The sequence below is a fragment of the Nocardioides conyzicola genome, from assembly GCF_039543825.1.
In the GTDB taxonomy this organism is placed as follows: domain Bacteria; phylum Actinomycetota; class Actinomycetes; order Propionibacteriales; family Nocardioidaceae; genus Nocardioides; species Nocardioides conyzicola.
The window spans coordinates 194907-215501 of record NZ_BAABKM010000001.1; the positions used below are offsets into that span (position 1 = coordinate 194907).

Below are 20595 nucleotides of genomic sequence, written 5' to 3' on the forward strand. Positions count from 1 at the left end.
GGTCTCGGCCCACCCGGACCGACGCGACCATGAGCCATGGACCCGACGCCTACGAGTGCCACGCTGTCCGACGAGGCATTGGTCGAGCTGGTCGCGATGCTCCCTGCCGTCGACAGCGTCGAGCTGAAGCTCTGCGTCCCGGACGGCGGCCGACGGTCGGCCGTGGCCGCGCTCCGGCTCGATCCGCTGCAGGCGGAGCTGCGGCAGGCCGTGTTCTTCGACACCGCCGACCTGGCGCTGGACCGGTGCGGCGTCGTCCTCCGAGCCCGGCGGATCCGTGACAAGCCCGGCGACACCGTCGTCAAGATCCGTCCGATCCAGCCCGAGGCGGTGCCGCAGGCCCTCCGCGACGAGCCCGGCTTCTCGCTCGAGGTCGACGCGCTACCAGGAGGGTTCACCTGCTCCGGCTCCATGCGGCACCACGCGACCGACGCCGACGTCCGGTCCGTGATGCAGGGTGCCCAGTCCGTCCGCACGCTGCTCTCCCGACCCCAACGACGCCTGTACGCCGCCCACGTCGGCGACGACGGACCTCGGCTCGATCGGCTCAGCGTCCTGGGTCCCATCACCATCATGAAGCTGAAGTGGAGGCCGCCGGACGTCAGCCGTCGATTCGTCGCCGAGCTGTGGCTCTTCCCTGACGGCGGTCGGACCCTCGAGCTGTCCACCAAGTGCGCTCCTGGTGACGCCTTCGCCGCCGCGGCGGAGGCCAAGGCGTTCCTGATCTCGCACGGGATCGACCTGACCGCGGAGCAACAGACCAAGACGCGCGCCGCCTTGGCGTTCTTCTCGCTCGAGCTCGCTCGTCCCTAGATCGCACCCGACCAGCTGACCCCGCCGAGGGCGAACTGTTCACAAGTCGCTCGGCTGTCCGTTGGCGCGGCATTTCCCCGGTGTTCCCCAGGTCTCGACACAGTCCCTGGTGTGCTGGCAGTCGGTGAGTCGCTGCTGACGGGGACCCGGCAGGCCCCGGACCCGGTCCCGGTTGGCGCGGCGACTCCGCGCGTGGCTGCACCGCCCCGCTTCCTGGTGTGGGTCAGCGTCGGGCTCGTGGTCGCGGGCACCGTGATGGCCGTGGTCGGCGCGTTGCGCACCGGCGTCTCCTGGGACGAGCCCTTCCACGTGATGCGGCTCCGCAACTTCTTCGAGCACGGGTGGTTCAGCGTCGACTGGTCCACCGAGACCGGCGGATCGACCGCGGGCGACAACAACACGCTGGTCTACGGGCCGGTCGCGATGCTGCTGCTGCACGGCCTGTGCGTCCTCGTGGGCGTCGACGGCTGGCACACCGTCTCGACCACACCGACGGCGTACGACGTGCGCCACCTCGGCGTCGTCCTGATCGGTCTCGCCGGGACGGCCGCCGCGGCGGGGATCACGCGGGTCCTGCTCGGGTCGTGGCGCTGGGCCGTGCTGACGGCTGCGGCACTGCTGGCGCTGCCGATGTGGACCGGCCACCTCATGTTCAACGTCAAGGACGTGCCCGTCGCCACCGGCTACACCCTGATGACGCTGGCCCTCGTCGCCATGGTCTCCCCGGCGCCCGGCCGTCAGCTGCTGCGCGTCGCCGGCCTCGTCGCCGGCATCACGCTCATGGTCGGCACCCGCCCGGCGATGGCGTCCGCGGTCCTGGTGGCCGTGGCGCTGCTGGTCGGTGGCGCCCTGCTCGCTCGCTCCCACGGTGGACAGCGACCGGCGACCGGCGAGGCGGTGGCCGGTGCCACCATGGCGGGCGCCCTGCTCGCCGTCGTCTACCCGCACGTCTTCCTGCATCCCCTCCTGCTCCTCGGGTCGGTCCGGCAGTCGGCGAGCTTCCGCGACAACGATGCCTCCGGCTACACCTACGTCCCGTTCCACCTGGCCACCCAGTTCCCCCTGCTCCTCCAGGCCCTGTTCGTCGTCGGGCTCTGGTCGGCGGTCACCGTCATCGCGCGGAGCCGGCGCGTCGATCCCGCGAGGGCCACCCGCCTGGCGCTCGTCGTGGCCCAGGTCACCGTCCTGCCCCTCGTCGCCGTGGCGAAGAACTCCGACCTCTACAACGGGCTGCGCCAGCTGCTCTTCGCCTCGCCGGCGTGGGCGGTCCTGGTGACGATCGGCCTGGCTCACCTGCTGGCGTGGGGCGCTCTGCGTCGCCGTACGGGACTGGTCGGCGGTCTGGCCGCCGTCGCCCTCCTCGTGCCGATGGCCGACCAGGCGACGCTCTTCCCCTACCAGTACAGCTACTTCAACGTCGCGTTCGACGCGACCGGGGGCCACGCCCAGACCGACTACTGGCGCACGAGCGTCCCCGAGCTCCTGCCCGGCATCCCGACGGATGGTCAGCTGGTCTGCGGGCCGACGCGGTCCACCCAGCTCGGGGCGCCGGCCGGCAGCCCCGGAGCACGTGGCGTCGGTGCGGAGGCGATGCTGGCGGGCCGGTACTCCTCCGACAGCAGCGTCGACTGCCGCACGGACCCGCTCGGGCCGCTGGCGCCCGTCTGGCGTGCCGATGGCCTGCCGGTCGACGACCTGCTGCCGCACGACGAGTTCTACGTCGTCATCGACCGCGACCACCCGCTGCCGAGGAACTGCGCCGAGATCGCCGCGGTGACCCGTCACCGGCACTGGCGCACGGTCGCGATGACGTACGTCGCCCGCTGCCGCCTCGCTCCGCAGCCCCTCGTCGGGACCGTGGCGTTCACCCACGCGGACGGGGAGAACATGCTGCCGCGGCTGTGGGCCTACGCCCCCGAGGGGTGGGTCATGCGCGAGAGCGCGACGGCCATCGACGCGGCCGCCGACGCCGCGAGCCTGACCTTCCGGGCACCGTCCGCGTGCGCCGAGACGGCGTGCGCGCTGGTCCTCGACGCAGACGCGCCCGCCGACCTCGGTGCGGCCGTGAACGACATGCCGGCCGCGGTCGACGTCGACCGCGGCGGCGTCAGCGTCGTCCTCCCGTCCGGCACCGCCGACACCTGGGTCACCTTCACGAGCACGTCCGGAGCGCCACTCGGTCTCCGGGTCCGCAGCATGCGAGCGGTCCCCTCCGGGACCGGCTAGGAGACATCGAATGTCTACCAACCTCTGGGTCGTCGTCCCAGCCCTCGACGAGGCCGAGAACCTCGTGGTGGTCGTGCCGCGCATCCTCAACGAGCTGGTGCTCCTCGACGTGAAGGGCCACGTCCTGGTCGTCGACGACGGGTCGACCGACAAGACCCGTGAGGTGGTCTCGGACCTCGCCGACCGGCACGCCGAGGTCCGGCTGGTCTCCCTGGGTCGCAACATGGGCAAGGCCACCGCCCTGCGCCGCGGGTTCGAGGAGGCGCTCGCCGAGGGCGCCGAGGTGGTCGTGATGATGGACGCCGACGGCCAGGACGACCCCGCCGAGCTGCCGCTCCTCCTGGCCCGGCTCGACGACGGCGCCGACCTCGTCACCGGCGCCCGGACGGTGCGCAACGACCGCTTCGTGAAGCGCAACACGTCCAAGCTCTACAACGCCGCCACGGCACGCCTCTCCGGCGCCCCGGGCAAGGACTTCAACTCCGGCTTCAAGGTGATGCGTGCGGACGTGGCCCGTCACGCCTCGCCGATGCTGTACGGCGAGCTGCACCGCTACCTCACCGTCGTGGCCCACTGGCTGGGCTACCGCGTGGCCGAGGTCAGCGTCCAGCACCACGAGCGGCTGCACGGCAAGACGAAGTACGGCCTCGCTCGCTTCTGGCGCGGCTTCGTGGACCTGCTCACCGTGCGGTTCCTGATGACCTACGAGAGCCGGCCGTCGCACCTCTTCAGCGGGCTGGGCCTGGCGAGCATGGCGGCCGGCGGTCTGGCCCTCGCGTACCTCTTCGTCGAGAAGGTGTCGGGGGCGGCCATCGGCGGTCGCCCGCTGCTGATCGCCGCCGTGGTCCTCGCGCTCGGCGGCCTCCAGCTGGTGCTGTTCGGCCTGCTCGCCGAGCTCCAGGTCTACTCGCGGCAGCGCGAGCGCGTGTGAGGCAACCACCCCGGATCCTGGTCGCGGTCGGCGTGGTCGTCCTCGCCACCACCACGGTGCTCGCCGTGCTCGGCGCCCTCCGGGCCGGGGTCACCACGGACGAGCCCATCCACGTGATGCGGCTGCGGAACTTCTTCGACACCGGCTGGTACGCACTCGACTGGGACTTCGGCGGCGCCGGCCCGGGGGGGGACGGCACCAACACCTACGTCTACGCCCCGGTCACGATGCTGGTGCTGCACGCCTGGTCGGTGCTCTGGGGCGTGGAGGGGTGGCACGACGTCTCCACGACCTCGCACGCGTACGACGTACGCCACCTCGGCGTCGTCGTGATCGGGCTCGTCGGCGTGGCCGCCGTCGCGGCGATCGGCCGCCTGGTGCTCGGGAGCTGGCGCTGGGGCGTCGTCGCCGCGGCCGTGCTCGCCGCCACCCCCCTCTGGACCGGGCACGAGATGTTCAACGTCAAGGACGTCCCCGTCGCCACCGGGCACACCCTGGTCACGCTCGGGCTGCTGCTCCACCTGCGGGACGTGCCCGCGTCCCGGCTGCGCCGGGTCGCCCGGGCCGGCTGCCTGGCGGCGGGACTGGTGCTGACCCTCGGCACCCGACCGGGCATGTGGTCGGGCCTGTCGGTCGCCTTCGCGGTCGCGGTCGTGGGGATCCTCGTGGTCTCCGCCAGCAGGCGCGTCGCTGCCGTCGCCCTGACGGAGGTCGCGGGGACGTGCGTCCTCGCCGCGGCGGCCCTCGTGGCCATCTACCCCCATCTCTTCGCCTCGCCGCTGCGCGCGCTGCCGCGCACCAGCGAGTCGTCCTCCAGCTTCATGGCCGGGGAGAGGTCCGACCGTCTCTACGTGCCGCGTCACCTCGTCGAGGACCTGCCCACGCTGCTGACGCTCTTCGCGCTGCTCGGGTCGGCGCTGGCCGTCGGGGCGCTGCTGCGCCGGCGACCCGGCGACGGCGTACGCACCGCGCGGCTCGCCGTCGTGGGCGCCCAGGCGTTCACCCTGCCCGTGGTCGCGGTCGTGCTGGGCTCCGACCTCTACCACGGCCTGCGTCAGCTGCTCTTCGCGATCCCGGCGCTCGCCGTGCTGGCGACGTACGGCGTCGCCTGGCTGTGCGAGCGCCCCCGGCTGAGCCCGCGGGCGGTCGTGCTGGTCGCCGGGCTGGCGCTGGTGCTGCCGACCGTCGACCAGGTCACCCTGCAGCCCTACCAGACGACGTACGTCAACCTCGCGACCGACGTCCTCGTCGGCAGCCGTGCCGACGACCTGCGCCCGGGTGGCGACTACTGGCGCGTCAGCATCCCCGAGCTGACCGCCCGCGCCACCCTCGACCACCAGCTGCTGTGCAAGGCGACCATCGACCCGGACACCGACCTCGCCTACCCCTTCGCCAACGGCGGCGAGGCCTTCTCCACCAGCCGGAGCACCGACTGCAGGGAGGAGCCCAACGGCCCCCTCGCGCCGGTGCGGCTGCCCGTCGTGCGCGAGCTGCCGAGCACGGAGTACGACGCCGTCTTCATCGGCCCGCTCCCCACCAACTGCACGGCGCGGGAGGACGTCAGACGCTGGCGGCACGGCTTCGGCGTCGTGCTGAGCACCCTGGGCCGGTGCCGGGTCGACCCGGCGCCGCTGACCGCCGGCGGCGTCCGCGCCGACGACCCCGCCCTGGGCACGACGTCGCCGGGCGACCTGTGGCTCTACGCCGTCAGCGGGTGGCTGCAGTGGCCCGCCCGGACCGAGCTGACCTCCTCGGTGCCGGTCGCGGAGATCGCCTTCCGCCCGGACTCCGCCTGCGCGACCGGCTGCACGCTCGCGATCGCCGGTGCCGGCCCCGACGACCTCCTCGCGACGGTCGACGGCGCCCCGGTGCCGGTGACCCGCGACCACCCCGGTCTGCTGACGATCGACGTCACCGCGGCCCAGGCGGCCGACGACGTCTGGGTGACCCTCACGCACGACACCGACGGCCCGCCGGTGTCGATGACCGGCATCTCGCTCACCCCCCGCACGACGAAGGGACAGGCATGAAGAGGACGTACGTCTCCGGGGTCCGCGCGCTGCGCCGGGCCCTCGCCGCCATCGGGCTGCTCGGCCTCCTTGACCGCTGGGCGGCCCGGTCCCGCACCGGGCTGTGGCTGCGGTCCCTCCTGTCCATCTACGACCTCGAGGACCTCCTCGCGTACGACGTGCCGTGGTGGACGTTCGAGGCCTCCGACCGGGTCGCCGACTTCCTCGCCACGCGGCCGCGGGCCCGGGTCTTCGAGTGGGGGTCGGGGGCGTCGACGGTGTGGCTGTCCCGGCGCGCGGGGACGGTGACCTCCATCGAGCACGATGCCGCGTGGGCCGAGGTCGTGGGACCGGTGCTGCCCGGCAACACCGTCGTCCGGGTGGTGCCGCCGGTCCCCGCGGCGGGTGGCGCGGGCGAGCTGTCGGCCAAGGACGGCTTCGAGGGGCTCGACTTCGGCGACTACGTCGCCGCGGTCGACGACACCGAGGGCACCTTCGACCTCGTCGTGGTCGACGGCCGGGCCCGCAACGCGTGCTTCCGTCGCGCGGTCAGCCGGCTGGCGCCGGGCGGCGTCCTGGTCTTCGACAACGTGGACCGCCAGCGCTACCGCGACGCGATCGCGTCGTCCCCCGTCGACGTCGACGTCGAGTGGACCCGTGGGCTGACCCCCGCTCTCCCCTACCCCACCCGCACCGCTCTAGTGAGGCGCCGTGCCTGACTCCCGCTACCTGCCGGCGCTGCGCGTGGTGTTCCTCGGCGCGGTGGTCGCCTTCGCCTGGTTCGGGCTGCGCGGCCGCTTCGACGAGGTCGGCACCGCGCTCGGCTCCACCTCCGGCGCCGGGCTGGCCGGCGCCCTCGTGCTGGTGCTCGGGGGCCTGCTCGCCACCGGCGTGCTGTGGCGCCGGCTGATGGCGGCCGTCGGCGCGGACCTGCCGGTGACCGACGGGCTCGCGACGTTCTTCGTCGGCCAGCTGGGCAAGTACATCCCCGGGTCGGTGTGGTCGATCGGCGCCCAGGCCCAGATGGCGGGACGCCGGGCGGTCCCCCCGCGCGCCACCGTCACCGCGGGCCTGCTCTTCCTCGGCTACCACGTCGCCACCGCGGTCGTCGTCGGCACCACCGTGCTCCTCCTCGGCGGGCTGGAGTCGCCGTGGCCGTCCTGGCTGTCGGTCCTGCTGCTCGTCGGCGCGCTGGCCGGCCAGCTCCCCGCCGTCGTCCGCCGCGCCGGCGCCCGGGTCGGTGGCCGGTCGGTGTCGGTCGGTGCGACCGACACCCTGGTGACGCTCGCCCTGATGACCGTCACCTGGGCGTCGTACGCCGCCGCCCTCGTGCTGCTCGCGCCCGGCTTCCCCTGGCCCGACCTCGTCGCCCTCGGCGGCGCGTTCGCGCTGGCGTACGCCGTCGGCGTGGTGATCGTCCTGGCGCCGGCCGGCGTCGGCGCCCGCGACGCGCTGCTGGTGCTGCTGCTCACCCCGTTGCTCGGCGTCGCGGACGCCACCGCCCTGGCCCTGCTGGCCAGGGTCGTGCACACCGCCGCCGACGCGCTGATGGCGGCCGGCTGGTGGGTCGCCGCCCGGTCAGGCGGGCTCGAGCGTCCGCTGCCAGAGGGCAGCGCCTGACCCCTCGTGCAGGGTCACGGTGAGTGCCCCCGCCGGGTCGGTCTCGAGGTGCCCGAAGAACTGGTTGCCGTCGCGCGGGGACTGCCGCAGGTCCGTGTCGTTCCCCTTCGAGAAGACGACCTCCGGCCCGAAGGTCTGGTCGAGCAGCCCGTCCTTGCGCGGGAAGGTCTCGGCCGCGAGCGGGCCGGACACGAACTCCCAGAAGGGGTCGAAGTCGGAGAACGAGGCCCGGTCGGGCGCGTAGTGGTGCGCGGCGGTGTAGTGCACGTCCGCGGTGATGAAGACGACGCCGGTGACGCCGGCCCGCTTCCACGCGGAGAGGATCCGGGCCAGCTCCGGCTCCCGACCGGTCGGCGGACCGTCGTCGCCGTTGGACGGTCCGTCGAGGTCGTCTGCGTGGGTGGAGGGGATCGAGAGTGGCAGGTCGGCCGAGATCACCTTCCACGTCGCGCGCGAGGCGATCACCGACTCGGTGAGCCACTTCTCCTGGGCCGGGCCGAGGATGCCCTGCGACGCGTGCGTCGACGTGTCGTTGGTGCCCCGGTAGGAGCGCATGTCGAGCACGAACAGGTCGAGGTGCTGACCGCGCGGGACCTTCCGGTAGATCCGCCCGGACGCGTAGCCGTCCCCGCCCCGCTCGACGAACGTGGACACCGGCACCGGCATGTACTCCTGCCAGGCCCGGCGCCCGCGCGCGGCGAGGACGTCGCAGCGGCGCTCGGTGTAGCGGTCGTCGTCGAGCACCTCGCCGGGATACCAGTTGTTGCAGGTCTCGTGGTCGTCCCACTGCGCGATGGTCGGCACGTCGGTGTACAGCGCCCGGACGTTCTCGTCCTGGAGCACGTAGCGCTGACGACCGCGGAACTCCTCCAGGGTCTCGGACACCTTCTCGACACCGTCGCTGACGAGGTTGCGCCAGACGTGGCCCGACTCCTCCTGGAAGGACGCGGGGATCTCGAGGTCGGCGTAGATCGTGTCGCCGCAGTGCACGAAGAGGTCGGGCCGGGTGCGGTGGATGGCGGCGTACGTCGTCAGCCCGCCGAGCTCCTCGTTGATCCCGAAGCCCTGGCCACAGGTGTCGCCCGACCACACCAGCGAGGTCGGTGCGGCGTGGACCGGAGCGGTGCTGAAGCTGACCCGCTCGGTCTGGCCGGCGACGCCGTCGTCGCCGGTGAACGAGACGGTCGCGTCGTACCGCCTCCCGGGCGCGAGCCCGCGCAGCTGCACCCTCCCGGTGAGGTCGGAGCGCTCGTCGACCCGGGGGCCACGCAGTGAGCGCAGCTCCCGTCCGTTGCTCTCCAGGCGCACCGACATCCGGCCGCGTCCCGACGAGCGGGCCCACAGCACGGCGGAGTCGGTGGTCACCTCGCCGGACCGCGCCCCGTGGGTGAGCGAGAGCCGTTGCCGGACCTGGCCGGGTGCGTGCCCGGGCGCCCGACCGGGCCAGCCTGCGGCGAGGAGTCCGGGCGTGGCGCCGACGCCGACGCCTGCGAAGAGGGCCGAGCGCCTACCGACGTGGGGCATGACTCGAGGTCACTGGCGACGGCTTGCCGGACCGAGACGTGCGGGTGTCGTGTCGCCCAACGTTGGATGAGCGACGGCCCCTGCCGGACAGGCGGTCCCGGAACGTCATCTGCGCGTCGACTGCCGCTCATCTGGGCGACCCCGTCGCCGCTCCGGGCGCGTCTACCTTCGCGCAACGGCGTGACCGGGAGCGAGAAGGTGGTGGAGATGGGCGACGTGGCGTTCCTCGGTGACGGTCCCCGGGTGCTGTCGGTCTACGACGGGATCTTCTCCGGCGGGGCCAGGGTGCTGCACAACGCCGTCGTCCGGCATCTCGACGCCACGACGGCGCAACGCCACACCGTGCTCAGCCTGACCGACCGGTCCGTGCGCGAGTCCACCACCCAGCCGGCCTCGGCCGACGTGGGGTACCGCCGGCTCGTCGGCGCCGGCGTCCCGGTCACCCTGCTCGACCGGGTCTCCTCCCAGCCGCTCCGACCGCGCCACCGGGCGGCGCTCGAGCGCGCGGTGCTCGGCGCCGATGTCGTGCTCTCGCTCAAGGAGCAGCCACTCGCGGCGCTGGCCCGGATCGGCACCGCCGGACGTCCGGTCGTCACCTGCCTGCACCGCTCCGACCCCGAGCACCAGGGCCCCGGCCTCGACGCCCTCGTCTCCCTGGTCGACCAGGGCATCGTGACCACCGCGGTGTGCTGCGCCCGATCGACCCAGGCCGCCTATCACGCCGCCACCGGGATCCCGCTCGACCGCCTCCCGGTGATCCCCAACGGCGTCGACCTCCACCGCTTCCGGCCGGACGCCGCGGTCCGCCTCGACGTACGCCGGCAGCTGGGTGCCGTCGACGACGCGCCCGTCGTGCTGCTCTCCGCCCGCTTCGACCCGATGAAGGACACCGCGCTCTTCGCTCGCGCCGCCGCCACCTTCACCGCGACGTACCCGCACGCCCACCTGGTGCTGTGCGGTGCCGGGATGTCCCCGACGAACCCGGCCCTGGTGGCGCAGCTCGAGGAGGCGCTCGGCCGGTGGGCCGGGTTGCGCGACCAGGTCCACCTCCTCGGCATCCGCGCGGACATGCCCCGGCTCTACAACGCCGCGGACCTGGTCGTGCTGACCAGCGCGTACGGCGAGGCCGCCCCGCTGTCGCTGCTCGAGGGCATGGCCTGCGGCGCGGTGCCGGTGACCACCGACGTGGGCGACGCGGCGACCATGGTCGGCGACGCCCGGCTGGTCACCTCCCGGGAACCCACCGAGGTCGCGCTCGCCTGGGCGTCCGCCTTCGAGCAGCGCGAGGAGCACGGCGAGACCATCGTCCGCCGGCGGCAGCGCTTCAGCGAGCAACGCACCTTCGACGCCTACGCCCGGCTGCTGGACCAGCAGGTCGACGGGCTGCCGCTGGAGGTCGCGGTCTGACGGCAGACGGGTCTCGCCGAGTCGGCGCTATTTCACCCCTCCCCCGCTTCGCTCCTCCGGGTGAACTACCGCCGACTCGGCTTTGGTTCAACTCCGTGGAGACACAGAACGACGAAGGCCCTGGTCTCAGCGCATCCGCGCTGCGACCAGGGCCTTCGTCGTTCTGTACCCCCGACCGGATTCGAACCGGCGCTACCGCCTTGAGAGGGCGGCGTGCTAGGCCGCTACACAACGGGGGCCTGCGCTCTGGAGTGTCCTCCCGAGCAACCTGCGAAACTCTAGCGTTTGCCTTCGTGACGCACAAAATCGCCGCCCGTGAGCGGCGATCTTCGCTGGGATACTAGGACTCGAACCTAGAATAACTGGACCAGAACCAGTCGTGTTGCCAATTACACCATATCCCAATGGCCCCTCTGAGAGGGCCGTGTCAGCCCGTCTCCGGGCCGAGAAGAAACCTTACACGCGAGGTCTGGAGCCGACCAAAACGCCCGGTCCCGCGGGCGTTTCGGTCGTCGTGCGGATGCCCCGGCGGCGAGCCACCCAGAGCACCAGGCCGAGGTAGACCAACGACTGGGTGAGCGTGACCGGGATGGTCCACCAGCTGTCGCCGGTCGGGTTCAGCGTCGAGGCCATGTCGCTGAAGGCGAGCGCCAGGCCGAAGGCGAGCCAGTTGTTCAGCACGTGCATCGCGATGCCGGCCTCGAGGCCCCCCGTCAGTACGACGGCCAGCCCGGCCACGATGCCGAAGGCGAACCGGTCGAAGAAGACCGGCGCGCTCTGGCTGCCGTGGGCCAGGGCGAACACCACCGCGGGGAAGAGCACCGCGGCCCAGGCCTTGCCGAACACGTTGCCGAAGGCCTGGGTCAGGTAGCCGCGGAACGCGTACTCCTCGCCCGCCGCCTGCAGGGGCGTCAGAAGGAGCACGACGAGCAAGTAGTCGCGCGTCGTGCTAGTGAAGTCGTTGAGGTGGCCGCCCACCTGGGCGTCGTCGGCCGAGGCGGGCACCATCGCCGAGACGACCAGGGTCGCGAACAGCGCGACGACGGCGAGCCCGAAGCAAATCAACAGCCACTGCCACCGGATCCGCGGTGTGATCGAGGCGAGCCAGCGCGGCTGCAGGCCGTGCAGCACCCGGGTGAGCAGCCAGGCGACCGGGATCGCGCCGGCCAGGGCGATGTTGAGGTAGGCGAGCCCGAGCGGGGTGGGGTGGTCGAAGTCGCTGATCCGGTCCAGTCCGTCGACCACGTCCCGGCCGGACACGGCGAACCCGAGGGCGAACGGCACCTGGACGAGGAGGGGTACGACGAGCAGGAACGCGATGACGAACGCGACGACGCCGACGATCGGTCGCCACACGCCGGGCCGGCCGCCGCGCTGGACGAGGTGGTAGGGCAGGCCCTCCCCCGGAACCTCCGTCATGTCAGCCCAGTGCGCTCTGCAGTCGAGCCAGCGAGCGCTCCCGGCCGAGCAGCTCCATCGACTCGAAGAGCGGCGGCGAGATCCGGCGGCCGGTCACGGCGACCCGGATCGGGCCGAAGGCGTTGCGCGGCTTGAGTCCCATCCCGTCGACGAGCTCCGTCTGCAGCGCGGCCTGGATGGCGGCGGTGGACCACTCCGGCAGCGCCTCGAGCGCCGCGAGCGACCGAGCCACGACGGCCCGCCCGTCGTCGTTGAGCAGCTTCTCCGCGTCGGTCGCGTCGACCGCGAACGCGGCCTCGTCGACGAAGAGGAAGCCGAGCATGTCGACGGCCTCGGTGAGCTTGTTGATCCGCTCGGCGACCAGGGGCATCGCGAGCTCGAGCAGCTCGGCGTCGGCGTCGGACACCGGGTCGGAGACGACGCCGGCCCGCTTGAGGAACGGCAGCGCCCGGTGGGTGATCTCCTCCACCGACAGCAGCCGCATCTGCGCCGAGTTGATGGCGTCGGCCTTCTTGATGTCGAAGCGCGCCGGGTTGGGGTTCACGTCCCCGATCTCGAACGCCTCCACCATCTCCTCGAGGGAGAAGACGTCGCGGTCGGCGGCGATCGCCCAGCCCAGCAGGGCCAGGTAGTTGAGCATGCCCTCGGGCAGGAAGCCCTGGTCGCGGTAGGCCAGCGCGTGCGCCTCGGGGTCGCGCTTCGACAGCTTCTTGTTGCCCTCGCCCATCACGAACGGCAGGTGCCCGAACTCCGGCATCACCTTGCCGATGCCCAGCTCGATCAGGGCCGCGTGCAGCGGGATCTGGCGAGGCGTGCTGGAGAGCAGGTCCTCGCCGCGCAGGACGTGGGTGATCTCCATCAGCGCGTCGTCGACGGGGTTGACCAGCGTGTAGAGCGGGTCGCCGTTGGCGCGGCACAGGGCGAAGTCCGGGACGAACCGGGTCTCGAACGTCACGTCGCCGCGCACCAGGTCGTGCCAGGTGATCGAGCCGTCGGGCATCCGGAACCGGACGACCGGCTTGCGGCCCTCGGCCTCCCAGGCCGCGCGCTGGGCGGGGTCGAGGTCGCGGCAGAAGCCGTCGTACCCCATCACCTTGGAGCCGGACGCCTTGCGGCGCGCGTCGACCTCCTCGGTCGTGCAGAAGCAGTCATAGGTGTACGACGAGGCTGCGAGCCTGGCCAGCGCGTCGGTGTAGAGGTCGCTGCGCTCGCTCTGCTTGTACGGCGCGTGCGGCCCGCCGACCTCCGGCCCCTCGTCCCAGTCGAGGCCGAGCCAGCGCATCAGGTCGAGGATCGCGTCGTACGACTCCTGGGTGCTGCGCTCCTTGTCGGTGTCCTCGATCCGGAAGACGAACGTGCCGCCGTGGTGGCGCGCGAACGCCCAGTTGAAGAGCGCCGTGCGGACCAGGCCGACGTGCGGGCTCCCGGTCGGGCTGGGGGCCATCCGGACGCGGACGGGGGTGCTCATCGTTGTGCCACCTTGTTCGTGAGAGTGCCGAGGCCCGCGATCGAGATCTCGACCTCGTCACCGACCTCCATGGGACCGACACCCTCGGGGGTGCCGGTGAGGATCACGTCGCCGGGGAGCAGCGTCATCACGCTGGAGACGTGCGCGATCAGCGTGGGGATGTCGAAGATCAGGTCCTTGGTGGACCCGTCCTGCTTGAGGTCGCCGTTGAGGTAGGTCTGGACGGCGCGGCCCTCGGCGAAGTCCGCCGGGTCCAGGTCGGTCTCGATCCACGGGCCGAGCGGGCAGAACGAGTCGAAGCCCTTGGCCCGGGTGAACTGCACGTCGCTCTTCTGCAGGTCACGCGCCGTGACGTCGTTGGCGATCGTGTAGCCGTGGATGACGTCGGTCGCCTGCTCCGGCGGTACGTCGCGGCAGATCCGGCCGATCACGACCGCGAGCTCGCCCTCGAAGTGGAGGTTCTTGGTCTGCGGCGGGTAGAAGATCGGGTCGCCCGGGCCGACCACGCTGGTGTTGGGCTTGAGGAACATCAGCGGCTCGGTCGGGACGTCGTTGCCCATCTCCGCCGCGTGCGCGGCGTAGTTGCGGCCGATGCCGACGACCTTGCTGCGCGGCAGGACCGGCGCCAGCAGGCGGACGTCCTCCAGCTTGAACTCCTGGTCGAGCAGCTTCACCCCGACGTACAGCGGGTCTCCCGCCAGCGCGACGACCACGCTCTCGGGGTCGGGCTGGCCGAACTGGTCGACCTCGCCGGTGACGACGCCGTACATGGGGTCTTCGCCCGTGGTGAATCTCGCGATACGCACCCATGGAGCCTATCGACCCCGGCCCTACGGGTAGTCGCCGCCGCTGATGTCGAAGAACTCCTCCAGGGTGTCGGCGTGCGTACGCCGCAGCTCCGCGGCCAGCTGCCGGCCCACGAAGCGCAGGTGCCAGGGCTCGGGCGAGTAGCCGGTGACCGCCTCGTTGCCGGGCTGGTAGCGGACCACGAAGCCGTAGCGCCAGGCGTTGCGGGCGAGCCACCGCCCGCCCGGCGTACCCGCGAAGCAGGCCTCAAAGTCGCAGCCCGGGCTGGCCGGCGTGACCAGGTCGACCGCCAGCCCGGTCTGGTGCTCGCTGTGGCCGGGGCGGGCGGACACCCGGTCGGCCGCCGCCTGGCCACTGGCGGCGACGATGTTGCCGTAGACGCCCGCCTGGTAGCCGTAGGAGCGGTAGGCACTGGCGATCTTGAAGCCCAGCCCACGGCCGTCGCTGTCGTCGAGCAGCTCGGCCAGCGGTCCCGCCGCCGGGGTCGCGACCTGGTAGCCGCGGACCAGCGTGATGTCGGGGTGGTAGTCCGGGACGATCGGGTGCTTCTTGTTCACGACGACCCAGATGCTGGCCGGGTCGACGGTCGAGTGGGCCGTGCGGTCGAACGGCTTCGGTGGTGGGGCGGCGTCGTCCTTGACGGTCATCGCGGCCGGGCTCTGGACCGGAGTCTCGGGACGCGCGGCGTGGTGCCCGCCCGCGGACGTGCAGGCGGTGGCCAGCAGGATGATCGAGATGGCCACGGCCGTACGCGTCCTCACGCCCCGCTGACGGGTGCGGCACCGTCGGAGGTTGCATGTGGGGTTCATGCAACCCTGCTGCTGCCCGCACCCGTCAACCAGGTGGAAGGAGCGGTGTGCGCGACGACGAACGGTCAGCGGAGTTCGTGGCGTTCACGCGCGCCCATCGGACGGACCTGGTGCGCACGGCGACGCTGCTGTGCGCCGGTGACGAGGCATTCGCGGAGGACGTGGTGCAGACGACGCTCACCCGGCTCTACCTGTCGTGGTCGCGGGTACGCCGCGCCGACAGCTCGCTCGCCTACGCGCGCCGGAGCCTGACCCATGCGTTCATCGACGAGGCCCGCCGGGCCCACCGGCGGCGCGAGACGACGTACGCCGACCCGAGCGACGCACTGCCCACCGAACCCGCTGCCGGCGGCACCGACCCCGAGCTCCGCGAGATCGTCCTGGCCGCGCTCGCCTCGCTCGGTCCGCGCCAGCGGGCCGTCGTCGTGCTGCGCCACTGGCACGACCTCGACGTCGCCGAGACCGCCCGGATCCTCGGCTGCTCCGCCGGCACCGTGAAGTCGCAGAACGCACGCGCGCTCGCCCACCTGCGCGGCGTCCTCGGCGCTGCCGACCACCACCTGATCCTGGAGGTCTCCTGATGTCCCCCACTCACGACCTCAAACGGGCCCTGCAGTCCGCCGCGGAGTCCGGCCGGCCGGCGGTCGACCCGGCCGACGACCTGGCGAGGGCGGTCGCGGCCGCACGGGCCCGCAGCCGTCGGCGCTTCCGGGTCGGCCTGGCTGGCGTCGCGTCGGTGGCCGTGCTCGGCGTCGGTGCGGCGGTCGTGCTGGACCGCGAGCCGACGGACCCGGCCGTCAGCGCTCCTCGTCCGAGCGGCGTCGAACTCGTGTCGAAGCAGCTCGACGCGACGCCGTACACCTTCGACCTGACGCCCAAGGGCTGGTCCGTGCAGGCGCAGAACCCGACCGGCGTGACGATCGTCCCCGACGACGGATCGACGTCGGACGACCCGGACGTCTTCGTCGGCAAGCTGGTGATCATGTTCGATGCCAACCCGCCGGACGGACGCGTGCTGCACCACGACGGTCGCCGGTTCTGGGTCGCCGGCACGTCCGGGCGCACGACCCTCGCGGCACGTCTCTCCGGCTACACCACCGTCGCCACGCATACCCGCGACGACGAGCCCGCCGGCGTCGTACGCATCCAGTACCCGAACGGCGCGGGCTGGGACGAGCCGTCGATGGTGGCCTTCCTCGCCAGCGTCCACGTGGGCCCGGGCGCCCGGCACGGGTTGGGCTGAGCCGCTCGCGCTGACCTACGCTGAGCCGGTGCAGGTGATGGACCGGGCTTCGTGGCTCGCGCGGGCCGACGCGCACGCTGCCCGGGTCGACGGCTTCGTCGCACCGCACCTGGCTCGCCGCTCCGAGAGCGTGAAGCACCCGGTGCACGACTTCCTCTTCACCTACTACTCGCAGCGGCCCGCCCAGCTGCGCCGCTGGCACCCCGGGTACGGCGTCGCCCTGGCCGAGGCGCCCGAGTACGACGGCCTCAAGGGGTACGCCGACGGTGCGGTGACGGCGTCGTACGTGTCCTCGCAACGCGTCCTCCTGACGACGCTGGTGCGGCTGCTGCGGGCCACGGCCTCGCGACCTGCGAACTTCGGCTGCTTCGGGATGCACGAGTGGGCGATGGTCTACCGGCTCTCCGAGGACGAGACCCGGCATGCCGACTGGCCGCTGCGCCTCGGCGGCGCCGGGACCGACGAGGTCGTCGAGTCGCACCGGATCGCCTGCTCGCACTTCGACGCCTACCGCTTCTTCACGCCCGCGGCCGCACCGCTCAACACGCTCTCCCCGACGTCGCTCGACCGACCCGACTTCGAGCAGCCCGCCTGCCTCCATGCCGGCATGGACCTCTACAAGCACGCCTTCCGGCTGACGCCGATGATCGGCTCCGACCTGGTCGCGGACTGCTTCGAGTTGGCGCGCGACATCCGCGAGCTCGACATGCGCGCGGCGCCGTACGACCTGGTCGACCTGGGCTTCTCGCCCATCCGCGTGGAGACCGCCGCTGGCAAGGCGGAGTACGCCGAGGCGCAGCGCGTCTTCGCGTCCCGCGGAGCGCCGCTGCGGGCGCGGCTGGTCGATGAGTGCGAGCGCCTGCTGTCGGTCTGACCCTGCATAATCCAGTCGCATGACGGCCCGGATGACAGAGATCAGCATCGACTGCGCGGACCCGGCGAGGCTCGCCGACTTCTGGAGCGGGGTGCTCGGCTACGAGGTGATCCACGCGGAGGACGGCCTGATCGAGATCGGACCGGCCGGCCGGTCCGACGCGGAGCTGCTCGACGCCGTGCGTCGCGGACCGGTGCCGCCGACGATCTTCCTGTGCCGGGTGCCGGAGCCGAAGAAGGTCAAGAACCGGCTGCACTTCGACGTCTCCCCCGTCGACGGCACCCAGGCGGACGAGGTGGCGCGCATCGAGGCACTCGGCGCGACCCGGGCCGACATCGGGCAGAGCGGCGAGGAGTCGTGGGTGGTGCTGGCCGACCCGGAGGGCAACGAGTTCTGCGTGCTGCGCAGCCTGGCTCCGGGCGAGTTCGCGTTAGCGTGACGTCATGCGACTCGGACGCCTGCTGCTCGCCGCCCTGCTCGGACTGGTCCTCGTCGGCTCCCTGACGACGTCGGTGCACGCCGACCCGCGGTGGGTCTTCTACAGCAAGGACAAGACCCGCTACGAGTCCCCGTGGTTCAAGGGCGCGCACCGGATCATGGTGCCCTTCGGCTGCACGACCGCGCCGTACTACTCCCCCGACTCGCGCTGCTCGGGCCATCGCGGCTTCCACCACGGCCTCGACATCGCGATGCCCTGTGGCACCCCGTTGTACGCCGCCCGCCGGTTCAAGGTCGTCTCCAACGACAGCCTCGGCCCGGCGTACGGCGAGCACCCGCTGCTGCTGCGCAACCGCAAGCTCGGCTGGGACCTGGTGATCGGCCACACCCGCAAGGTCTACGTGCGCGAGGGACAGGTGGTGGCCAAGGGCACGATGTTCGCGCGGGCCAACGACAGCGGCGCCCCCGACGGCTGCCACCTGCACTTCGAGAAGCGCTCCGTCGGCGGTGGCCTGTCCACCGCGAGCTGGCCGCGACCGCTCCTGGCGCTCACGCCACAACAGAAGAAGTGACCTAGCCGCAGCCTGACCGACCAGTTCCGCCGTACGCCGGGATCGAAGCCTGTGCAAGCACACCCCGGCGAAAGAGGCGGACATGGGCACGATCGTGATCAACACCAACCTGACGCTCGACGGCGTCGTCGAGGACCCCACGGGCGACGAGGGGTTCGCCCGCGGCGGCTGGTTCGACGAGCTGATGGGCGAGGACCGCGCACCGTGGGCGGAGGTCGAGGCCGCGGAGGCGGACCGGACGGCGGCGATCCTGATGGGGCGTCGCAGCTACGACTGGTTCGCCCGTCGCTGGCAGGAGCGATCCGGCCCCTGGGCGGACCGGCTGCGCGCCGTGCCCAAGTACGTCGTGTCGTCCTCGTCCGACGGGCTCGTCTGGGACGGCTCCACCGTCCTCGACGGCGACCTGCTCGACTCCGTCAAGCGGCTGCGCGACGAGGTCGACGGCGACATCGTGGTCTACGCGAGCCGTCAGCTGGTGCAGACGCTGCTCGACAACGACCTGGTCGACGAGCTGCGGCTCATCGTGCTCCCGACGGTGCTCGGCGACGGCAGGCGGCTCTTCGGGGAGACGGCGAGCCCGGTGCCCGTCCGGCTGACGAGCGCCCGCACCATCGGCTCCGGACTCGCGTTCCTGACCTACGAGGTCGTGCGCGGCGGCCCTGCGTAGGTAGTGTCGCGCGATGTGAGCAACGACTGGCGCAGCGAGACGATCGAGACGGTCCGCACCCTGATCACGACGGCGGAGCCCGACATGGCCGAGGAGGCCAAGTGGCGCAAGGCGTCCAACCCGGACGGCGTACCGACGTTCTCGTGCGACGGCCTGGTGTGCACGGCGGAGACCTACAAGGACAAGGTGAAGCTCACCTTTGCGAAGGGGGCGTCGCTGGACGACCCGGCCGGCCTCTTCAACGCCAGCCTCGACGCCGGCACGCGCCGGGCGATCGATCTCTTCGAGGGCGACAGCCTCGACGAGGACGCGTTCGTGGCGCTCATCAAGGACGCGGTCGCCCGCAACCGGGCGTGACCCGGACAGACAGCACCGGCCCCACCGTGACGGTGGAGCCGGTGCGATCGGTCTCGTGCGGAGGGGCTCAGACCCCGCGACCCCCGCGGACGCGGCCCAGGATGAAGAGCACCAGGGCGACGATGGCGAGAATGATGAGGATGGTCCACAACATGGCGAGATTCCGTCCGTTCGATGGTCTCGGGACGTCGTCGGCGATACCTCGATAGGTACCTCGGAGACGCGTCCCGACGCGCCTGTGGGCGCACTCAAGGGGTGCCCGGTGGCCGTGCGGGCCAAACGCACCAAAAGGGTGATCCGGGACCGTGACGGATCCGTGACATGCTGCAGCGCATGCCCCAGGTCACCGCAGAGGCGTGGATCCCAGTCGTGCCGGACACCGCGTTCGCCGTCTCGCAGACGACCGGCGAGGTACGGCTCGGCTGGGACCCGTTCATCCGGCACCAGCACCTGATCGACGCCGACCGGCCGGGCAAGGACGTCCGCACCCTCACGAAGGCGCGCGTCGGGCCGACGATGATCAGCCGCTACGTCTCCTACCGTCCGCCGACGTCCGTCGGCATGACGATGGAGAAGGGTCCGTGGTTCTTCGCGACCTTCGGCGGCGGCTGGCGCTTCACGCCCGAGGAACGCGACGGGGTGGCCGGCACCCGTGCCGTGTGGAAGTACACCTGGTCCGTTCGACCCGGGTGGTTGGCCCCGGTCGCCGACCCGATCGGCCGGTGGCTGCTGGGCCGCGAGATCCGGGCGCGGATCGCTGCCTTCGCCCGGGCCTGCGAGAACCCGGACGTGCTCGGCGCCGTCTAGCGCGATCCAGCCCCGGCGAGCGCCCGGATCCCATCGACCACGATCTGCAGGCCCAGGGCGAAGTCGGAGTCCTCGCGCGGCGCGTCCTCGATCGCGCCGACCGAGCCGGCCTGGAGGTGCGTCTGCTCGTCGACGGTGTGGCCGAAGACGTAGTGGAGCAGCGTCCGGGCGGCGGTGGGGACCAGGGCCGGGTCGAGGTCGCCGTCGGTGAGGGCGGCCACCAGCTCGTCGTACGGCGTGCCCGCGCCGAGGCCGAAGGCACGGACCGTGGCGACCAGCTCGGCGCCGTCACGGTAGGCCAGCATCGCCTCGCGCAGCTCGGTGCAGACCGCCTCGACGCGCGCGTCCCAGCCCGATGGCCGCGGCGTACGGCGTCCCCGCTCGAGGAGCTCGTCGGCGACAGCGGCGAGCAGCGACTGCTTGTTGGGGAAGTGGTGGTAGAGCGCGCTGGGCTGGACGCCGAGCTCTCCGCCGAGCCGGCGCATGGTCAGGTCGGCCAGGCCGTAGGCGTCCAGCACGACCAGGGCCCGGTCGACGACGTCGTCGCGGTGGTAGCGCACGTCACACCTCTTCCCGTGGGACTACTGGTCGGTCACGATTGACC

Annotated in this window: 21 protein-coding genes and 2 tRNA genes; 15 read left to right on the forward strand and 8 right to left on the reverse strand. The window is 72.1% G+C overall.

The features are described from left to right. The first annotated feature begins 36 nt into the window (after nt 1-36). The 6 genes from ABEA34_RS00965 to ABEA34_RS00990 all read left to right on the forward strand — a co-directional run bounded on the left by ABEA34_RS00965 (nt 37) and on the right by ABEA34_RS00990 (nt 7599). Nucleotides 37-813: a CYTH domain-containing protein gene (locus tag ABEA34_RS00965; protein WP_345518325.1), complete on the forward strand. Its 777-nt coding sequence runs from the start codon at nt 37-39 to the stop codon at nt 811-813. 192 nt (nt 814-1005) lie between these two features. After that, the gene (locus ABEA34_RS00970; protein ID WP_345518327.1) at nt 1006-3039 is read left to right on the forward strand and encodes a hypothetical protein; all 2034 of its coding nucleotides are present in this window, start codon (nt 1006-1008) and stop codon (nt 3037-3039) included. A gap of 10 nt (nt 3040-3049) precedes the next feature. Beyond that, entirely contained in the window at nt 3050-3970 is a 921-nt protein-coding gene (locus tag ABEA34_RS00975; protein ID WP_345518329.1) for a glycosyltransferase family 2 protein, read from the forward strand. After that, nucleotides 3967-6000 (forward strand): hypothetical protein, encoded by a 2034-nt coding sequence (locus tag ABEA34_RS00980; protein WP_345518330.1) that lies wholly within the window; start codon nt 3967-3969, stop codon nt 5998-6000. Before ABEA34_RS00975 ends, ABEA34_RS00980 begins: the two co-directional genes overlap by 4 nt. Then, a complete protein-coding gene (locus tag ABEA34_RS00985; protein ID WP_345518332.1) occupies nt 5997-6698 on the forward strand; it encodes a class I SAM-dependent methyltransferase in 702 nt (233 codons plus the stop codon). The genes ABEA34_RS00980 and ABEA34_RS00985 overlap by 4 nt, the downstream gene beginning before the upstream one ends. Continuing rightward, entirely contained in the window at nt 6691-7599 is a 909-nt protein-coding gene (locus ABEA34_RS00990; protein WP_345518334.1) for a lysylphosphatidylglycerol synthase domain-containing protein, read from the forward strand. The genes ABEA34_RS00985 and ABEA34_RS00990 overlap by 8 nt, the downstream gene beginning before the upstream one ends. Here ABEA34_RS00990 and ABEA34_RS00995 read toward each other — a convergent pair. Continuing rightward, nucleotides 7558-9123, reverse strand: coding sequence for an alkaline phosphatase D family protein (locus tag ABEA34_RS00995; protein ID WP_345518335.1), 1566 nt, complete (start codon nt 9121-9123; stop codon nt 7558-7560). The genes ABEA34_RS00990 and ABEA34_RS00995 overlap by 42 nt on opposite strands. 180 nt (nt 9124-9303) lie before the next feature. Between ABEA34_RS00995 and ABEA34_RS01000 the strand changes: the two genes are divergently transcribed. Continuing rightward, nucleotides 9304-10530 carry a glycosyltransferase gene (locus ABEA34_RS01000; protein WP_345518337.1) on the forward strand — a complete coding sequence of 409 codons (1227 nt, stop codon included), beginning with the start codon at nt 9304-9306 and terminating at the stop codon, nt 10528-10530. A 166-nt stretch (nt 10531-10696) separates the two neighbouring features. Here ABEA34_RS01000 and ABEA34_RS01005 read toward each other — a convergent pair. The 6 genes from ABEA34_RS01005 to ABEA34_RS01030 form a co-directional block, all read right to left on the reverse strand. Continuing rightward, nucleotides 10697-10769: transfer RNA gene (locus ABEA34_RS01005), tRNA-Glu, on the reverse strand. Between the two features lie 93 nt (nt 10770-10862). Beyond that, nucleotides 10863-10934: transfer RNA gene (locus ABEA34_RS01010), tRNA-Gln, on the reverse strand. A 52-nt stretch (nt 10935-10986) separates the two neighbouring features. Further along, a complete protein-coding gene (locus ABEA34_RS01015) occupies nt 10987-11949 on the reverse strand; it encodes a CPBP family intramembrane glutamic endopeptidase (protein WP_345518339.1) in 963 nt (320 codons plus the stop codon). Between the two features lies 1 nt (nt 11950). After that, on the reverse strand, nt 11951-13417 hold the full coding sequence (gene gltX, locus ABEA34_RS01020) for a glutamate--tRNA ligase (RefSeq protein WP_345518341.1): 1467 nt from the start codon (nt 13415-13417) through the stop codon (nt 11951-11953). Further along, nucleotides 13414-14223: a fumarylacetoacetate hydrolase family protein gene (locus ABEA34_RS01025; RefSeq protein ID WP_345518343.1), complete on the reverse strand. Its 810-nt coding sequence runs from the start codon at nt 14221-14223 to the stop codon at nt 13414-13416. Before ABEA34_RS01025 ends, gltX begins: the two co-directional genes overlap by 4 nt. A 24-nt stretch (nt 14224-14247) precedes the next feature. Further along, nucleotides 14248-14967: a M15 family metallopeptidase gene (locus ABEA34_RS01030; RefSeq protein WP_345518344.1), complete on the reverse strand. Its 720-nt coding sequence runs from the start codon at nt 14965-14967 to the stop codon at nt 14248-14250. A gap of 113 nt (nt 14968-15080) precedes the next feature. Between ABEA34_RS01030 and ABEA34_RS01035 the strand changes: the two genes are divergently transcribed. The 8 genes from ABEA34_RS01035 (at nt 15081) to ABEA34_RS01070 (ending at nt 19991) form a co-directional block, all read left to right on the forward strand. Then, nucleotides 15081-15614: a SigE family RNA polymerase sigma factor gene (locus ABEA34_RS01035; protein WP_345518345.1), complete on the forward strand. Its 534-nt coding sequence runs from the start codon at nt 15081-15083 to the stop codon at nt 15612-15614. After that, nucleotides 15614-16276, forward strand: a complete 663-nt coding sequence (locus ABEA34_RS01040) for a hypothetical protein (protein ID WP_345518346.1) — start codon at nt 15614-15616, stop codon at nt 16274-16276. The genes ABEA34_RS01035 and ABEA34_RS01040 overlap by 1 nt, the downstream gene beginning before the upstream one ends. 37 nt (nt 16277-16313) lie before the next feature. Further along, entirely contained in the window at nt 16314-17150 is an 837-nt protein-coding gene (locus ABEA34_RS01045; RefSeq protein WP_345519107.1) for a 3-methyladenine DNA glycosylase, read from the forward strand. A gap of 19 nt (nt 17151-17169) precedes the next feature. Then, a complete protein-coding gene (locus ABEA34_RS01050) occupies nt 17170-17589 on the forward strand; it encodes a VOC family protein (RefSeq protein ID WP_345518348.1) in 420 nt (139 codons plus the stop codon). 4 nt (nt 17590-17593) lie between these two features. After that, on the forward strand, nt 17594-18160 hold the full coding sequence (locus tag ABEA34_RS01055) for a M23 family metallopeptidase (RefSeq protein ID WP_345518350.1): 567 nt from the start codon (nt 17594-17596) through the stop codon (nt 18158-18160). Between the two features lie 82 nt (nt 18161-18242). Continuing rightward, entirely contained in the window at nt 18243-18827 is a 585-nt protein-coding gene (locus ABEA34_RS01060; protein WP_345518352.1) for a dihydrofolate reductase family protein, read from the forward strand. 15 nt (nt 18828-18842) lie between these two features. Continuing rightward, on the forward strand, nt 18843-19184 hold the full coding sequence (locus ABEA34_RS01065; RefSeq protein WP_345518353.1) for a DUF1801 domain-containing protein: 342 nt from the start codon (nt 18843-18845) through the stop codon (nt 19182-19184). Between the two features lie 333 nt (nt 19185-19517). After that, complete coding sequence (locus ABEA34_RS01070) at nt 19518-19991, forward strand: SRPBCC family protein (protein ID WP_345518355.1); 474 nt, start codon at nt 19518-19520, stop codon at nt 19989-19991. Here the strand turns inward: ABEA34_RS01070 and ABEA34_RS01075 are convergent. Next, nucleotides 19988-20551: a TetR/AcrR family transcriptional regulator C-terminal domain-containing protein gene (locus tag ABEA34_RS01075; RefSeq protein ID WP_345518356.1), complete on the reverse strand. Its 564-nt coding sequence runs from the start codon at nt 20549-20551 to the stop codon at nt 19988-19990. The genes ABEA34_RS01070 and ABEA34_RS01075 overlap by 4 nt on opposite strands. Nucleotides 20552-20595 lie beyond the last annotated feature (44 nt).

Excerpts from the sequence above, each read along its gene's own strand:
- ABEA34_RS01015 (WP_345518339.1), bottom strand. The coding sequence starts at position 11,949 with ATGACGGAGGTTCCGGGGGAGGGCCTGCCCTACCACCTCGTCCAGCGC.
- ABEA34_RS00975 (WP_345518329.1), top strand. The coding sequence starts at position 3,050 with ATGTCTACCAACCTCTGGGTCGTCGTCCCAGCCCTCGACGAGGCCGAG.
- ABEA34_RS01070 (WP_345518355.1), top strand. The coding sequence starts at position 19,518 with ATGCCCCAGGTCACCGCAGAGGCGTGGATCCCAGTCGTGCCGGACACC.
- ABEA34_RS01040 (WP_345518346.1), top strand. The coding sequence starts at position 15,614 with ATGTCCCCCACTCACGACCTCAAACGGGCCCTGCAGTCCGCCGCGGAG.
- ABEA34_RS00985 (WP_345518332.1), top strand. The coding sequence starts at position 5,997 with ATGAAGAGGACGTACGTCTCCGGGGTCCGCGCGCTGCGCCGGGCCCTC.
- gltX (WP_345518341.1), bottom strand. The coding sequence starts at position 13,417 with ATGAGCACCCCCGTCCGCGTCCGGATGGCCCCCAGCCCGACCGGGAGC.
- ABEA34_RS01060 (WP_345518352.1), top strand. The coding sequence starts at position 18,243 with ATGGGCACGATCGTGATCAACACCAACCTGACGCTCGACGGCGTCGTC.
- ABEA34_RS00965 (WP_345518325.1), top strand. The coding sequence starts at position 37 with ATGGACCCGACGCCTACGAGTGCCACGCTGTCCGACGAGGCATTGGTC.
- ABEA34_RS01050 (WP_345518348.1), top strand. The coding sequence starts at position 17,170 with ATGACGGCCCGGATGACAGAGATCAGCATCGACTGCGCGGACCCGGCG.
- ABEA34_RS00995 (WP_345518335.1), bottom strand. The coding sequence starts at position 9,123 with ATGCCCCACGTCGGTAGGCGCTCGGCCCTCTTCGCAGGCGTCGGCGTC.
- ABEA34_RS01045 (WP_345519107.1), top strand. The coding sequence starts at position 16,314 with ATGGACCGGGCTTCGTGGCTCGCGCGGGCCGACGCGCACGCTGCCCGG.
- ABEA34_RS01055 (WP_345518350.1), top strand. The coding sequence starts at position 17,594 with ATGCGACTCGGACGCCTGCTGCTCGCCGCCCTGCTCGGACTGGTCCTC.